The following is a 16,038-nucleotide window of genomic DNA, read 5'->3' on the forward strand; positions in this document are numbered from 1 at the left end:
AATGAAAATCATTGCTTTGGCGGAGATAAAAGAATTACTTCATGCAGTAAACCTGATTCCCAAACTGGAGGAAGGTTTTGTTGCTTATTCAATGGGAAACACTGTGATGCCGCCTGTCGGGGAGTTATGTTTTACTAATCCTCCTGGCGATGTACATATTAAATACGGCTATATCAACGGTGATGAGTTTTATGTAGTAAAAATAGCGTCAGGATTTTATGAAAATCCTGAATTAAACCTTCCCTCCAGCCATGGCCTCATGTTGCTTTTTAGCCAAAAAACGGGGGTTTTGCAGGCTATTCTCCTTGATGAAGGGTATTTGACGGATGTGCGAACAGCAGTGGCGGGTGCAATTGCAGCCAAATACCTTGCCCCACGTATTGTTGATAGAGTCGGAATCGTTGGTACAGGGACACAAGCCAGGTTGCAGCTTTATTTTTTGCAACAAATTGTCTCCTGTAAAGATATCCTTGTATGGGGAAGAGATCAGACTAGGTTATTAGCTTTCCAAAATCAGATGCAAAATGAAACTTGTCGAATCAAGATCACCCAATCGATGGACGTATTAACCGATAGTTGTAATCTCATTGTTACAACAACACCGTCTTCTGTACCAATCCTTTTTGCAAATCAAATTAGAAAAGGTACTCATATTACAGCGGTGGGTGCTGATACGCCGTTAAAACAAGAATTGGATGAAAACATCTTTGCTGAAGCAGAACTAATTATTACTGACAGCATTTCGCAGAGTATTGAGCGCGGTGATGTGGCGCATGCATTACGTAAAAAAATTATTGCTAAAACCCAATTAATTGAGTTAGGAGCAATAATTGCTGGCCTGGAAAGAGGGCGTAGTAATGATAAGCAAATTACTATTGCTGATTTAACCGGCCTGGCAGTTCAAGATCTACAGATTGCCAAAGCTGTTTACGAAAGAGTAAGTTAAAAATTTAGGGTTTTGATAAATTATTCCCTGATTTTGTCGGAAGTATATACAGTGCTAAATAAGTTAATAATTGAAACCCGCCTTGTACCATGTGATTTTCTTCCAAATCGAATTTCATGACCAGCTGATCAGCAAGAAAAAAAGCCAGCCAATAGCTCAGTGAGATAATGAAGGCTATATCAGCTCGTTGTCTCCAACATGGAGTAGGCTGGTTTAGGCTGGCGCATGCCCAGCCGAAGGCTAAGGTAGAGAGTAGCGACCAGAATAGAATTCCCGCAAAGCAAAGTGGAGGGATCCAAAAAGGGGGATTGTACATCTTTAATGATTCGACGAGAAAAAGATAGTTGGTATCTGGTGCCCAGCTTTTTTGTAATAAGCCAAAGTGCGCCAGCAAGCCCACGCTATCGGTCCAGAGCGCTATTAGCCACCAAATAGCCCAAAAAATAATGATTGTTTTTTTAAAAAATTCTGTGTTGAGATTTTGTAAAAACATAATAAAAAACCAACAATTATCATGCTAACAATTTTATCTTGATTTGATTTAACTGTCTTCTTGTAAAAAAACGGATTGTATTTGTGGCATAAAAAATTGCGTCCTTTTTAAAAATAAGTATCATTAACTGTGATCACATGAGGGAGTGATAGATTGAAAGGATTTCTAAATAATACAAAGCAATTAAGTAAGATAAGTTTTTTTACTGGTCTTTTAAGTTTCTCTTTTTCAGTGAGTGCCGCTTTTCCCATTTTTTCCCAACAAGGCCAGTTTGAGTGGTCAGCTAATGCAGGCTTATCCTGGTTACAGACTGGTAACTCCAATGTGGTGATCAGTGAGTTTGAGACTGATCGTTTGCGTCAGACCCGTACACCGCTTGCTGGAGAGCTGGGTTTAGGAATTGCTTACCTTTTTCCTTTGAATACATCTGCCAGGGGAAATTTAATCTGGTTTCCTGAGTTAAGAACAGCTTTGAATATCCGTTATATGGATCAAGCAATTATCGGTCAGGATGTTTATGGGGAAGTTGATCTATTCCAGGATTCCAGCATGAACAATTATACCTATGATTTGTCACTTGCCAGCACACGGGTGATGATTGATCTGGCTCTGACAGTCGCTTCACTGGAACAATTTTCTGTGTTTTTATTGGGTGGAGTAGGGGCGGGTTGGACACAGGTAGACTACCAGGATCGGCCAAGTCCTGGTTCTCTATCTTTAAATAGCAGAACGAAGCATGGGGCTGTTGGCGAAGCTGGGGCGGGTTTAGCTTATGACTGCAACAAACAATTTAGATTTTCTTTGGCCTACCTCTATACCGATTACGGTACTATCAAGACAGGTAGTCAGGGGATTATTGATTTTAATACCCCTATAGCAATTAACCCCATGCAATTTTCTTTTCACACACAAGCCATTTTATTTGGCGTGCATGTAAAAGTGTAATTTCATTTGATGAAGGTTGATAGAATGCACAAATACTTTCGCCGTTGTTTTTATTTATTCGCTTTCTTGTCTTTGGGGTTATCTGCCAGTTGGGCAGGCATTCTCCCTCTTTCTTTTACAGTTCAGCCTGTAGCCAATCAAATGGCGGTTGGCCAAACACAGATATTGACTTATACGATTCGTAATAATGTAAAAACACAGCGCTTACCGCTCAGAAGAATCGCAATTGTTAACAATGGTGCTGACGTACAGGCTCCTGCAGCGACTACTTTGAGTACTACTTGCGGTTCTTCTCTTGCCCCAAATCAATCCTGTTCAATTACTGTAGTGGTCTCTAATCTTCATCAGGGGGCTCTGGCACGGTTTTTAAGCATTGACTACGGTGGTAGGGCTCCTTTGCTCAGCAGTATCATGATGAATGTAGAACAGGCTAAATATACCATTCTGGTATACATAGTAGGTTCGGATTTAGAGTCAAAAAGTGGTGCTGCAACAGATAATATCAACCAAATGATGCAAGTTGGCTCTACTAAAAATATGAATGTTGTGATAGAAACCGGCGGGGCACAAAAAGCAGGTTGGCTTACGGTGCAGCGGAAACTGGTATTACCCGGCAGTTTGCTTTTACTTCAGGATTTAGGTTCTATTAGCATGGGTGCTACCAGTACTGTGCAGGATTTTCTTGAATGGGGTGTGACCAACTATCCTGCGGATAAATACATTATCGTCTATTGGGATCATGGTGGGGGGCCCAATGGTGGTTTCGGTTTTGATGAAGTGAATCCTCCTGCCATAACACCTATGAATCAAATCGTCGCCGCCACGATGGCCGCTTCCAATAATACCGGAAAACGTTTTGAGATTATTGGTTTTGATGCCTGTCTTTTTGGCAGTGCTGAGACAATTGCCGGTTTGTATCCTTATACAAACTATTACGTGGGGTCGGAAGATTTAGAGCCTGGCGAGGGGTGGCAATACAATACTTTTCTGAGTTATGTGAACACACATCCCACAGCGGATGGTTTGGCCGTGGGCACTGAGATTGTTAATGGTTATACCAATCAAAATAAAAATGATTCGACTACTTTATCAGTGGTCGACTCGGCTGCTATACCTGATTTACTATCTGCAGTAGATCATTTTGCAGTTGCTTTACAACCTTATACCAATAGTATCGCCAATTGGAAAAATATTGCACGGAGCAGGTTCAAAGCACCAGATTATTCTACTTCCGTATGGGACAATGAGAGCTATGATCTGGTCGATTTGGTGGAGTTTGCCAGTCGGGTATTTGACCAGTTTCCTGTTGATTTAGATTTGCGTGCAGCATCAACAGCCTTGGCTGACGCCACACAAAACGCAGTGAAATATTTTAAAAACAGCCCCAATAGGGAGGCTTCTTTTGGTTTGACGGTCTATTTCCCTTCTATTTTGGCCTCTTATAAAACAGACTATCCTAACAATACATCACTGAATGGAAATCAGTTTTTTTCAACTAATTACATCAATTTAGTAACTGCCTACAATAATTTTTATACAGCGAATACTGCCGGTTTAGTGGCCAATATAGTTAATTTAAATTTCGATGGTACTAATTATACAGCGACAGTGAGCAATGATTTTGATGAGTTATTTGCTGCAGTGGGGAATGATAGCTGTAACAATGTGTTTGACAATAACAACAACAATATTGGTGCGGTTCCCTGTTATACCTCCATACAGTATTCAAATATTAATAGCACTCCCAGTGTAGGTACAACGTTTGATGTTAGCTTTAATAAAGCACAAAATCTTGCTAGTTGGCCTTCCTTAAATACGGAGCCGGTTCTTTTTATTCCTAATGATACTAATCCAAGCGTTGCTGGGGAGGATACTTTTTTAATTCCAGTTAAAGAGGTTAGCCCCACAGGCTCTAATGGTTATTTAAATGTTATATTAAACAGCTCCAACGAATATGAGGTTGTTGGATTTCAAAAATCCACGGGTAGTGCTAATTCGGCAGGTAAAATAGGGGAAATTGCGGATGGAACACAGTTCTATGTGCGAACTTATGCTTTAAATGGAACATGGATGTTGTTGCGTACTGATAGAATAGTTACAGCACCTTTTTCTGTGACCTTTGGTACTGTACCCAATACCTTTGATGCTTTTCGCTTCCTTGTTGGTGATATAACGGGGGCTTTAACAATTACTGCAAACTCAGTGGCTTATTAAACAATGAAACCAATGCGGGTTTTTTTTGCACTTGCCATGCCCCAATCGACACAGCGATTATTGGCAGAAATCCTGGCTTCAGCACAGAGATACATTCCTGCTGCTGAAGTACATTGGGTGCCTAAGGAAAATTTACATATCACCCTGCAATTTATTCCAGAGGTTCATATTAATGATCTGCCACAACTTATTGAAAATGTTCGCAGTAGTCTAACTAATCTGTCTTCGTTTTATTTGGAATTGAAGGGCATGGAATTTTTTCCGACACCAACGCATCCACGAATTATTTCTTTGGCTGTAGGTCCAAGTGATTGTTTAACTCAATTGTCCACCGTGATTGGCCAAGGAATTAAAGCAAGTAATTATCCTGTTGAAACCCGTGCTTTCCGGGGGCATCTAACACTGGGGCGTTTACGTCGTGTTCATCAGTCTTTTTCCCTGGAAAAAATTAAAATGCCACTTATTCCCAGGATTTGGATTGATGAGATTCATTTATTTGAAAGCAGGCCTGGTAAGGAACACTCTAATTATATCCCTTTGGCTCACCTTGAATTGAGCAAGAACTGAGTGATAAAGGAATTGTTCAATTTTTTGGAGGTGTTACTTTTACTTTGCAGATTAAAAATAAATAAATAATAACCCAATAAATAAAAAGTGGTTTGATAAGAAAATTGAAAATTAGAATTAGCCGTAAAAAAAGATCATTTGAATGCCAGAGAATATGGCAGAGGCTAAGGAGATCGAGGTCCTGGTAGGGTTTAATATATAAAAACAGTGTAATTTGTTTAATGATGAAAATAGCTATTAAACTGCAAAAAATTGCAATGAGATGCTTTAGTGGGAACACTCGATCAAAAATTTTTTTTTTGTCCATAGCGTCTAGTTAGAGATTCAGCCTATTTCTTTACGACTAATTCAGACAGTAAGGTCTTGTCAAAACCCTGCAGGGGTCTGCCACTAATAGTTAGGTACAGTGCACAATTAAAAATAGTATTAAACGCTTTACTAATAATAACCCCTAAAACAAGAAAACCCAGAATGATTGGTATATTGACTGGTAATGATTGATTCGTTTCGTTAAAAAGATAGGCAACCAAGTAGAAAACGCCAATCATTACTGCAACAAACAAAAACAAGATGAAATTTGCAGAGAGCAATTTTCGCCAGCCTTTACCAATGAGTGTAATTGAATGTTTGAATGCTGTAATTGGCCCTATGTCTTCTACTATCATAATCGGCAAAACGAAATAAGTGGTAATCGCCCAGGAAAAGCCAAAAATAGCTGAAAGAATCTCCCCAACAATGTCATGTGTTCGTTCCAGTGCATTAATGAGAATACATACGGTGGCGCTAATGAAGGTCCATTGCAAGAGAGGGCCTGTTCTTTTTAAAGTACTAAACAGAGCCTGGAAAACAGTTATTTTATTTCCTTGCATGCGTTCGATGACACAAGTAATAAGTGAGGCGTTAAAGTAAAGAATCACAAAGGACAATAAAAAATAAAAAAGCAATAAACCAATGATCAGAATGGCTATATTGGTTTGGTAATATTGGAGTAGTACATCTATCTCCAAAAATGAGGCTCCCGCGAGTGAAGCAACAACCACTAATATTGCAACTAAGCTAAGTACGGGTAAGACAATCAAATCCGGATTTTTTTTCAAAAACTGAATACAGCAGATTAAGAAATCCCAAGAGTTTTTAAGACGTTGTACCAGGCTCATGTTACACTCTTGTCAATTAGATTTCTTGTAGTATAGCTTATTTGCATCGCGTAAAAAGGACATTAGGAAGACTCCGTGCCAAGAACAAACGTTTACGACTGTTTAAAAACGGCTAATGCCAGATAATTATTGTTAATAAAGGGATTTAATTATGCAATCTGCAATTACAGCAATAGGAACTGCCAATCCACCTTATAAGCGCAGCCAGAAAGAAATTGCTGAAATCATTGGTATTAGCCTAAAACTTAATCCCGTTAAAAGAAGACTATTAAAGGCTATTTACAAATCATCCGGAATCGAAGAACGTTATAGTGTATTGAGTGATTATTGTAAGATGCCGGGTGAGTTTGTTTTTTTTCCAAATGAGCCTACAGCAGCATTTCCTACGACTGCACAACGGATGGCTATCTACAAACACCATGCTTTGACGCTTGCGCTTCATGCGATTCAAAATTGTTTAGGTAGGGCAACCAATTGCGTTAAAAAAGAAATTACTCATTTAATTACTGTGAGCTGTACTGGCATGTATGCGCCGGGCATTGATATCGAAATTGTACAACAGTTGGAGTTAAATTCGTCTACTAACCGTATGGCCATTAATTTTATGGGATGCTATGGTGCTTTTAATGGCATGAAGGCAGCGGATGCAATTTGTCGTGCGCAACCCGATGCAAAGGTATTAGTGGTTTGTATTGAGTTGTGTTCCATTCATTTTCAAAAAGATCTTGCTACGAAAAATATCATTTCAAATGCTATTTTTGCCGATGGTGCTGCCGCAATCTTGGTTGAAACCAAACCACAAAATCAGATCTGCCTGAGCCTGGAATCTTTTTATTGTGATTTAATTCCACAGACTAAGCAGGAAATGGCATGGCATATTGCTGATCATGGTTTTGATATCATTCTCAGCGCCTACGTACCAGAGGTTATAAAATCTGGAATTGCCAGTTTTATGGAGAAATTACTCAGCCATTCGAGTTGGTCTGCTAAGGAGATTGACTATTATGCTATTCATCCTGGCGGCCTTAAAATTCTGCAAGCCTGTGAAGCTGCTTTAACGATTAGCGCAGATGACAACCGCTATTCTTATGAGGTCTTACGGAAATATGGCAACATGTCTTCTGCTACCGTTTTATTTGTTTTAAAAAGCATATGGGATAGCTTAGGGGAGAAGGATAACAATAAGTCGATCTTTAGTTGTGCTTTTGGGCCGGGATTGACTTTGGAGTCAGTACTTTTAAAGATACACTACGTCTAGAGACCTGTAACAGGTCTCCTATCTTGTGTTTGCGCTTCGCACATAGGCCGCGCGATTCGAATAAGCCCTAACCATTAAACTAGCGACCGTGAACAGTTCTTATTATGGCTATGGAGTTTTTAACTTAGTCCCGGTATATCAGCAGGGAAAAATTCAGTTTCATCGCTATCTTGCGGGATATTAATCTGGCTTAACAGGTCAGGAGTAATTTCAACAATTGCTTTATTCGTACAGGCAAAATAAGTTAAAAATTTCGAATTTTTCAATAGAACAAGGCCGCTGACAGTCCAGCCTTTACCGATACCTTCATAGATTAGATAATCATAAGCCTTGTTTTTGAAGCGTAAATAGATTCCGCCGCCACCGCTAAACATTTGGGAACGACCCTGAAAAGCTTTGCTAGCGGGGACAGTCTGATTCGCCGGATAAGTCAATTCAACTGCTTTTTTATTCCCGAATCGATATTGAATATAACCATTAGTAGCAGATAATTCCTTAGAAGCACATAAAGAAATTATTTTGTTTTGTTTTGTCATACAGGAAAATAAAATCGTTTCCTCTGCCTGGCAAAGGCTGCTATTGCTTGCCACAGCGTTCATCATAAAACAGCTGAGGAGGAGGGATAAGCAGGTTTTATTATTTTTCATATTCATTCATTTGACAGTTTTTTTAAACTATAACCCTTTAGTGTAAGATTTGCAGCAGCTAAATAGGTCTGATGAAAAATCTTAAAAAATGATATTCTTTGCGCAAAAGCGAGATGAAATCAAAGAGTGTTTAATAATGGTGTATTTTCATGAGATCGATGTAAACAAATTTCTAACTGAATATTGGCAAAAAAAACCATTGCTAATTCGTCAGGCATTACCTGATTTTGTTAATGCACTTACAGCCGATGAGTTAGCTGGTTTATCAATGGAAGAAGAGATAGAAAGCCGCCTTGTTTTTGAAACACCAGAAAAAGCGCCTCATTGGCATTTAAAACGCGGACCCTTCATTGCGAAAGATTTTAAAACGTTACCTGAAACGCATTGGACCTTACTCGTCCAGGGTGTAGACCGCTTCATTCCAGAGGTAACACAAATGCTTGATTATTTTAATTTCATTCCTCAGTGGCGGGTGGATGATGTCATGATTAGTTATGCCGTTGAACATGGCAGTGTGGGACCTCATTACGACAACTATGATGTTTTTTTGTATCAGGCACAAGGAAAGCGGAAATGGTCGTTAACGACCAAACATTGTCGGACAGATAATTATTTACCCGGCGTCGAATTACGTATTATGCAACAGTTTCTAACGGAGGAAGAATATATTCTTGAAGAAGGGGATATGCTCTATCTTCCTCCCCATGTTGGACATTATGGTATAGCTATTGGCAATGATTGCATGACTTATTCTTTTGGATACCGTAGTTATCAGGGGCAAGAATTGTTAGATAGTTTTGCAGACTATTTAGCAGAAAAAAAACCGACTGGTCTTTTATATCAAGATCCTGATTGGACTGTTAATCAAGGTTCAGCGGAAATACCGAAGCAAGCCTGGTTAAATGCAAAAAAATTATTGCAAACAGTTATCGACGATGAAAGCCATTTGCAACATTGGTTTGGCTGCTTTGTGACCCAATTGGATCAACAGGCCGAAACTTTATTACCGATCCCTTTGGCGGACGAGGAAATGATTGATATCGGTCTTTTTACCCGGCAGCTTACTAAAAGCGAGGGGATGATTCGTAATGCATCTTGCCGCTTTGCTTACCAGGTAAACTCTCAAGAGTCCCGCCTTAATTTATTTATTAATGGAGATGAATGGCCTGACAATGATGTTTCGCCTGCTTTAATCAAATTGGTTTGTAACCATCGTTTATTAACTAATACTGCGCTCTTGCCTTTCCGCAATCGGGAACAGGATCTGGCCTTTTTATTTAAATTATGCCAATTGCAGTGGCTAGAACTGATTGACTAGCTACAGGCATCAAGCGATTTTTAGTGATTTCATACGGTTAATAGCGGGTAAATTGTGGTATAGACTTTGCAGGTTAGGAGTATCCATAAACAAGGGTTGAGGGATTGGCAATGTGGAAAAAATACCGGAGCGTGTTTCGCAAGAGATCTCTTTTGTGTTTTGCCATACTGGGGGGGATGCTTAGTAATCCAAGTTTTTCTGAAGTCCGAGAAATAGCCATCACCATTGATGATTTACCTTTTGTCGGTTCAGCAAATGGTAAGGCTTCCAATTTACAGCGAGAACATGATCGCTTTATGAAAATCCTGCAAACATTGCGTGATAAGAATGTTCCAGCTACTGGCTTTGTGATTGCTGGTTCAATTGAAAAGGGGCAATGGGAACTTTTAGAGCAATTCCAGCAAGCCGGTTTTATTTTAGGGAATCATACTTATTCTCATCGAAGTTTAAATAGCGTCAGTGCTGAAAAATACATCGAGGATGTCGATAAGGCAGATAAAATTTTAACGCCTTTAATGACAACACAGAAATATTTCCGTTATCCCTACCTGGCCGAAAGCAAAGGGGATAAAAAACAGAAGGTCTATGATTACCTTACTGAACATCAATATATTATTGCGCCTGTAACGATTGATAGTAAGGATTTTCTATTTAACAGTCAGTTATTTGCTATTCCCTATCGTTTACGGGAGCAAAATTTAAACCGCCTTAAACAAAGGTATCTTGCCTATATTTGGAGTCAAACAGTCAGAGCAGAAAATAAAGCAAAAAAATTTAATGGAGATAAGCCAGTTAAGCAAATATTGTTAATTCACGCCAATTTGATTAACAGCTATTGTTTAGGAGATATCATTGATTTATATCAGCAGCATGGGTATCGCTTTATAAGTTTAGCTGACGCATTGGAGGGTACTGCCCCTACGCTTATCACCCCAGCAGAAGCACGAAATGAGGAGGCTTTTGAAATGATTTTTCAAGACAGTGTTCTTAATAGCCTATTTCAGAACTATAAATCTTGATTGCTTGTTGAGAAAAGAAATTGTCTTTATTAGGACAATTCCTTTTTCTCGAGTTGAGTAATGGTATGGCGTGGTAAAAGCAACCAGTAATGGCCAGCATTCTTCATATGGCCGGCAATGAAAGTCGCTTGTTTACCTGCTCCCCAATAAACGTCACCACGCACCATTCCGCGAATTGCACCACCAGTATCCTGGGCGATCATTAGGCGTTGAAATACTTTTTTATCGTCATGATGCTTATCGGGTCTGGTGGTATTTAGCCAGATCGGGGCACCTAACGGGATATATTTGCGGTCAATGGCTAGAGAGTAACCGGCAGTCAAGGCAACCCCTTGCGCACCATAAGCAGCATTTTGTTTTAAGTCCTGGAAGAAAACAAAGGATTTATTTTGATTTAAAACAGCGTCAATCTCTTCAGGATGTGCTTTAAGATAGCGCTTGATTCTTTGCATCGAAGCATTATCTTTCGTCATAACTCCCTTATCAATTAATACCCGTGCTATCGACGTATAGGGGGCGCCATTCTGGCCTGCGTAACCAACGTACATGCGTTTTCCGTCAGGCAGCTGGACAATGCCCGAACCTTGAATTTCTAAAAATACTCTGTCAATGGGATTATCAATCCAAACTAACACTTCCGCTTTATTAGCGATGGCGCCTTTATTGATTTCTTTACGTGTGTAGTAAGGTACTACGGTATTTTTTTCTAAACGCCCAATAACCCGGCGATTTTTTAAGCTTGGATCAAAAGGAGCTAAGTTAATTGTAATTAGATCGGAAGGTAAACTATAAATAGGGATATTGTATTTCTTGGTTTTAGTTAAACTTCCATGAAGTAAGGGCATATAGTAGCCGGTAAATAAACCTCTTACTGGCTCGTTATTGGAAAATTCAACGACTTTAAACCATTTTTGGAAAAATTTTTGTGCTCTTGTCTTTGAGGTAGAGGTAATCGACAATGCTTCTTGACAAGCGGGGTGCCAATCTCCTGCTTTTAGCTCGATCTGTTGACTACCAACTGATTGCTCAGGATCTTGCTTTAAAAAGGTGCGGCAGGAAACCTGAAAGGTTAGCAGTGACTTCCTGACATTCGTTGTCTCCCAACCGGGTAATTGGGTAAAAGGGATTTGTTTTAAAACAACGGCTGGTTGTTCTTGCTGAGGCCAAAACCACCATCCGGCAAAAATGCGCAGTGCAAGTAAACTAACAAAAAGTGTTGTGTATAAGAATTTTTGTTTCATAACTGGATAAATTTTACACTAAAAGAGATTAAATGCAACATTTATTTAAGGAATAGAATAAGCATGGCACATATTAAGTTATCAAAACAAGGGGTTACACCCTTTGAAAAACTTTTAGGTCACTTACCTGAAATTTCTGTCCAATGGCAGCAACTTGAAATTGCTTTCTTCCAAAGTAATACGTTTGATGCTGACTTTCTTGAGCAAATCAGACGTGTCTTAGCGTTTAATCATGTTTGTCAGTATTGTATGGCCAAAGCAGGGCCAGCGGACGAAAATCCTGACTCGTTAAGATTGGCAGAAGCACTGCGTCTGGCTAATAAATTTGCTTTGGACCATTTATCAATTGATCAAGAGGAAATTACGCGCTTAAAAAAATATTTCTCTGATCAGGAATTAGTTGAGTTACTTGCTTTCTGTAGTTTTATATCCGCAGCGCAAAAATTGGGTGCGAGCCTTGGTTTACAGGCAGCCAATCATTACAGCGGCGAATTGACTCAGTAGATTAGGCTTGGTAAAACTTATTTGCCCAAAAGGATGGGATATTTTTTACAGAAATCGTTCCAGCTGTACCATTCTAACTTTCCTGGCGAGCGATATTCTTTGGCAATTTCTTGCTGTAGAGGCAATTGTTCGTCAGCTGCGTTAAATAGTTTTTTTGCAGGTGTGACTAGCCAGGAGGCGCCAGCTGTGCGATATTTTTTTATTAACTCTGTGGCTGCATAGTAACTGTTGGTAAATAAGCCAGGCCAAATAAAATCAAAATTATTAATGCCTAAGTCATCGATGTAACAATCATTATTCATAATTTCATTATTATCTGCAGGACTGTCTATTTTAGGCCCGGTAAAATAAGCCAATTGGTAATCATTATTATCAAATTTGAACTGAGGAAATAATTTTTTAAATTGGGTTACACATTGATAGACCAATTGAGCATCGTCCGTTATTTTCTCTCCTAAAGCAACAAGCTCATGAGTACTGCTTAGGCCTTTAATATAACTAATAATAGTGACAGGCTGTTTTTCCTCATCGTAGGTAGTGGCCATTGTTAAACCATATGACAAATAGACACCGGTTAAGTCAGGGCTTTTCCCTTTCAAGAGTAGCATTGGAATAAAACGAACGGTATTGGGGACAAGGTTTTTTCTTAAGTGATGGGCTTGGGTTAACATAGTGGTGAGTAATTGATTATTTCGACCCGCACAAAGGAAATAATGTTTTGATTTAATTAAGAAAGTTCCTTTGGAAGTGTTTATCTCGGCCTGCATAATTGTATTTTGCTCTTCACTATAAATGAGTTTTTGTACACGAGCATGGACAATTTGTTTTCTGTATGGCTGTGCTAAAACAGTTATAATAGCGCAGCCATTAATCGTTCCTTCTTGTACAGAGAAAAGTTGTTGTTGGGGTTTTAATTCACAACCAAGACTTTGTAAACTCGCTGGAATTTTTTCTAGAGATTGATAGGGTAGTGATTTGGCCTGCCAAATGGATTTTAGATGTTGAGCATCTGATTCATTGGCTATCACATAAGCGTTATCTTTTTTCCCGCATTTATCATGATGTTGCTTGAAAAAATGATCCCACCAATGACTGCTTTCAACGGTGGAGACTAAACTGTTAAAATAGCCTCTATTATAATAGCCGTGAGTATGATTTGACTCCCCCTCACCTAAGGGCTGATCAGTTACAAGGGCAAGAGATTGTACACCGGCTTCTTGAAGAAGGTTTAAAAGCATTAGACCCTGAATACCACCACCAATGATAAGACAATCACAATTTATTGTTTTCATAGTGAGATCTTAAATTATTTTTCTTTAGTATAGATAATTCTGACATGAAAAGGAGGTTGGCACAGACGACAACATTGTTCTAAACGCCTTTGGCATATTCATGCGCCAGGACAACTTGTAAGCCTGCAGCTGTAAGTGAGAGGAAGTTATAGCCTGGATCAATGGTTGTACGTTCTAACCATTCATTGGCAATACAGATATCAGCAAGTTTGTGAACCTCTTCAAGCGTCACATCACGTTTAAATTTTTGGGCAAGTACACTAGCAATTGATTCGTCAATATTCATAAAAATAGCATCTCGGCTTTTTCCTTGAGCCTTCATTTCTTCATAAAACAGCAGCAAAATATCGACTTCATTCATGATAAGTCCTTTTAGTCATCCATGATTAAAATATAGACAAAATAGCGAAGATTAGCAGAACGTTTCTGTTGGATAGAGAGTTTTCTAAAAATATTCATTCAGATTTATAGTGGAGCGTTTACCAAGATAGCGAAGATTTTTTTCTAGCCAATCTGCAGCCTCTCTACGTCCTTCCTCGAATAATTGACAAAGAAACGTCCAATCAAAATATAATTTATTGGCTACTGGATAAGCTTGCATGACTTTGTCAGCTTGCAGGCTATGCAAATAAACCTGCTTCATATTTTTTTTATATTTTTCCTTAATACAATCTTTGTCCAGTAATTCATTAACAAAAACCAGATCCTTTATTTCTCGTATTAACGAAGAGTTAAAGCTAATTTCATTAACCCGATTTAAAATATCGGTTGCTGATTCGGGTACTTGCTCTCGAGCAATTGGATTTGTATGAAGAATTAAAATGTCATTATTAGGTGAATGAGAAAGAAGAGGGGATAGTGCTGGACTCCCTATATAACCGCCATCCCAGAAATAATCGTCATCGATTTGAACAGCTTGAAACATAAAGGGGACACAAGTCGAGGCCATAATAGCATCTATGGAAAGATGCTCATTATTAAAAAGTTTAACCTTGCCTGTTTTTACATTGGTTGCGGTGATAAATAGTTTTGGTGTATGAGCAATTTTGATTTGATCAATGTTTAATATCGTTTTTAAGATTTCCCTTAGGGGATTAAAATTAAAGGGGTTTAACTGATAAGGTGAGAACATTTTGCTCATCAAGTCAAATGCAGTAAAGGACAAAGAGTGTTCAAGGTCTATGGCAAATAATTCTTCTATTGGGGTGATTTTTATTGGATTATACAACTGCCCTGCATTGCTAATCATTTTCCAAAGTTTATATAAAGTTTCACGAGCTTCATCATTACCCCCTTCAATTAAGCCATAGACAAGCGCGGCTGCATTCAATGCACCTACACTACTGGCTGAAATTGAACCAAAATTTATACGGCCGTCTTCCAGGAATTTATCTAAAACCCCCCAGGCCAGAGCACCATAAGCTCCGCCTCCTTGTAGCGCAAGATTAATCGTTTTAGGATTAGTGGTCATGATAAGCGCTTCCCATATCTGGATTCACTCTGCCCTATCTGTATAAGTATAATTCTTTATGGAGTGTAATTTGATCAAAATAGGGAATTTATTTTCCATCAACCTTAGGTTGCGGAGCTACAAAAGTATCATTTCAATGGCATGGCGGGATTCAGTGCGAGATCAGATGAGATAGACGTAGTTGAATTTGCCCATTAAAACAGACGAGTTTTGCTTCTTTCATTGGTTGGCGAACTGATCTATCAAGGTGTAAATAAATCTTAAGTTTTGTAGTAAGTACTTTTTAAAACATAATAAATGGGGCCTAAAACCAAACCGTAGATAAGATGGCCGACTAAAGAAAGTTTATTGTTGTCAAAACCGGAAATACTCCACTGTGCCAATAATGGAATATCAGTTGACAAATAGGGCTGTAAAGTCATGGGGCCCAGTACCCACATACTAATACCGAATACAGATCCCCAAAGAGTTGCGCTCAACCATGAATTTATTAAGCGGTCTAACAGGAGAACGAAAGCGATACCAGCGATTAAACTAATGCAAAGGTGCACAAAAAAACCACCAAGCCTGGTAGGCATGCCAATGATACTTCCAAGATCTTCGGTCATCCCGTTCATGAGTAGAAAGAAAGCAAAAAAAAGCCCTGCGACAAGACCTGCAAGTATGCCGTTACTAATACTTCTAGGATTACTCATGTCAAGATTCCTATTACCATTCTAGGAGCTATTTTCATTTCCACTACTAGGTAGGGTATAAACTCAAGCTAGCGAAATGTAAACAGCGCTAGTACTTATTATTCTTTCATTATTTAATTTTTTTAGTTTTTTTACCATGAAATTGCGGTTTATTCACAAAATTTATTGATGTTAGTTTACTTACAATGTTCTAAATCCTGGATTAATGATCGTATTCGATTACGCGGCAGGTTTAAAGAGAATGTCCTCTTTATTAGCAAATTCTTGTGCT

Annotated in this window: 16 protein-coding genes; 8 read left to right on the forward strand and 8 right to left on the reverse strand. The window is 38.8% G+C overall.

Features of this window, described 5'->3' with window-relative positions:
• The first annotated feature begins 1 nt into the window (after position 1).
• Positions 2-946 (forward strand): hypothetical protein, encoded by a 945-nt coding sequence (locus ACN4Z1_RS06120; protein WP_228364171.1) that lies wholly within the window; start codon positions 2-4, stop codon positions 944-946.
• Between the two features lie 4 nt (positions 947-950).
• Here the strand turns inward: ACN4Z1_RS06120 and ACN4Z1_RS06125 are convergent, their stop codons facing one another.
• Positions 951-1,439, reverse strand: a complete 489-nt coding sequence (locus ACN4Z1_RS06125) for a hypothetical protein (RefSeq protein ID WP_228364170.1) — start codon at positions 1,437-1,439, stop codon at positions 951-953.
• Positions 1,440-1,592: 153 nt separating this feature from the next.
• Between ACN4Z1_RS06125 and ACN4Z1_RS06130 the strand changes: the two genes are divergently transcribed.
• From ACN4Z1_RS06130 to thpR, 3 genes are read left to right on the forward strand one after another with little or no spacing between them, the layout of a single operon-like run.
• Positions 1,593-2,384, forward strand: a complete 792-nt coding sequence (locus ACN4Z1_RS06130) for an outer membrane protein (protein WP_228364169.1) — start codon at positions 1,593-1,595, stop codon at positions 2,382-2,384.
• A 24-nt stretch (positions 2,385-2,408) separates the two neighbouring features.
• Complete coding sequence (locus ACN4Z1_RS06135) at positions 2,409-4,598, forward strand: clostripain-related cysteine peptidase (protein WP_228364168.1); 2,190 nt, start codon at positions 2,409-2,411, stop codon at positions 4,596-4,598.
• Between the two features lie 12 nt (positions 4,599-4,610).
• Entirely contained in the window at positions 4,611-5,165 is a 555-nt protein-coding gene (thpR, locus tag ACN4Z1_RS06140; protein WP_228364167.1) for an RNA 2',3'-cyclic phosphodiesterase, read from the forward strand.
• A 329-nt stretch (positions 5,166-5,494) separates the two neighbouring features.
• On the opposite strand, the gene ACN4Z1_RS06145 is transcribed toward thpR, so the two are convergent.
• Positions 5,495-6,322: a DUF6159 family protein gene (locus ACN4Z1_RS06145; RefSeq protein WP_228364166.1), complete on the reverse strand. Its 828-nt coding sequence runs from the start codon at positions 6,320-6,322 to the stop codon at positions 5,495-5,497.
• A gap of 151 nt (positions 6,323-6,473) precedes the next feature.
• On the opposite strand from ACN4Z1_RS06145, the gene ACN4Z1_RS06150 reads away from it, so the two are divergent.
• The gene (locus ACN4Z1_RS06150; RefSeq protein WP_228364165.1) at positions 6,474-7,580 is read left to right on the forward strand and encodes a type III polyketide synthase; all 1,107 of its coding nucleotides are present in this window, start codon (positions 6,474-6,476) and stop codon (positions 7,578-7,580) included.
• Between the two features lie 119 nt (positions 7,581-7,699).
• On the opposite strand, the gene ACN4Z1_RS06155 is transcribed toward ACN4Z1_RS06150, so the two are convergent.
• Positions 7,700-8,227, reverse strand: coding sequence for a hypothetical protein (locus ACN4Z1_RS06155; protein WP_228364164.1), 528 nt, complete (start codon positions 8,225-8,227; stop codon positions 7,700-7,702).
• Between the two features lie 136 nt (positions 8,228-8,363).
• Here ACN4Z1_RS06155 and ACN4Z1_RS06160 point away from each other — a divergent pair, with 136 nt between their 5' ends.
• Positions 8,364-9,545 (forward strand): cupin domain-containing protein, encoded by a 1,182-nt coding sequence (locus ACN4Z1_RS06160; RefSeq protein WP_228364163.1) that lies wholly within the window; start codon positions 8,364-8,366, stop codon positions 9,543-9,545.
• Positions 9,546-9,655: 110 nt separating this feature from the next.
• On the forward strand, positions 9,656-10,564 hold the full coding sequence (locus ACN4Z1_RS06165; protein WP_370634590.1) for a polysaccharide deacetylase family protein: 909 nt from the start codon (positions 9,656-9,658) through the stop codon (positions 10,562-10,564).
• Positions 10,565-10,593: 29 nt separating this feature from the next.
• Here the strand turns inward: ACN4Z1_RS06165 and ACN4Z1_RS06170 are convergent, their stop codons facing one another.
• The gene (locus tag ACN4Z1_RS06170) at positions 10,594-11,805 is read right to left on the reverse strand and encodes a murein transglycosylase A (RefSeq protein ID WP_228364162.1); all 1,212 of its coding nucleotides are present in this window, start codon (positions 11,803-11,805) and stop codon (positions 10,594-10,596) included.
• A gap of 63 nt (positions 11,806-11,868) precedes the next feature.
• On the opposite strand from ACN4Z1_RS06170, the gene ACN4Z1_RS06175 reads away from it, so the two are divergent.
• Positions 11,869-12,309 carry a carboxymuconolactone decarboxylase family protein gene (locus tag ACN4Z1_RS06175; protein WP_228364161.1) on the forward strand — a complete coding sequence of 147 codons (441 nt, stop codon included), beginning with the start codon at positions 11,869-11,871 and terminating at the stop codon, positions 12,307-12,309.
• A 17-nt stretch (positions 12,310-12,326) separates the two neighbouring features.
• On the opposite strand, the gene ACN4Z1_RS06180 is transcribed toward ACN4Z1_RS06175, so the two are convergent.
• The 4 genes from ACN4Z1_RS06180 to ACN4Z1_RS06195 all read right to left on the reverse strand — a co-directional run bounded on the left by ACN4Z1_RS06180 (position 12,327) and on the right by ACN4Z1_RS06195 (position 15,767).
• On the reverse strand, positions 12,327-13,601 hold the full coding sequence (locus tag ACN4Z1_RS06180) for an FAD-dependent oxidoreductase (RefSeq protein WP_228364160.1): 1,275 nt from the start codon (positions 13,599-13,601) through the stop codon (positions 12,327-12,329).
• 79 nt (positions 13,602-13,680) lie between these two features.
• Positions 13,681-13,962, reverse strand: coding sequence for a hypothetical protein (locus tag ACN4Z1_RS06185; RefSeq protein ID WP_115221134.1), 282 nt, complete (start codon positions 13,960-13,962; stop codon positions 13,681-13,683).
• 84 nt (positions 13,963-14,046) lie between these two features.
• A complete protein-coding gene (locus ACN4Z1_RS06190; RefSeq protein ID WP_228364159.1) occupies positions 14,047-15,072 on the reverse strand; it encodes a patatin-like phospholipase family protein in 1,026 nt (341 codons plus the stop codon).
• Between the two features lie 260 nt (positions 15,073-15,332).
• Complete coding sequence (locus ACN4Z1_RS06195; protein WP_228364158.1) at positions 15,333-15,767, reverse strand: hypothetical protein; 435 nt, start codon at positions 15,765-15,767, stop codon at positions 15,333-15,335.
• Positions 15,768-16,038: the final 271 nt, after the last annotated feature.

The organism is Legionella sp. ST3F1 (genome assembly GCF_048553315.1).
GTDB classification, from domain to species: Bacteria; Pseudomonadota; Gammaproteobacteria; order Legionellales; family Legionellaceae; genus Tatlockia; species Tatlockia donaldsonii.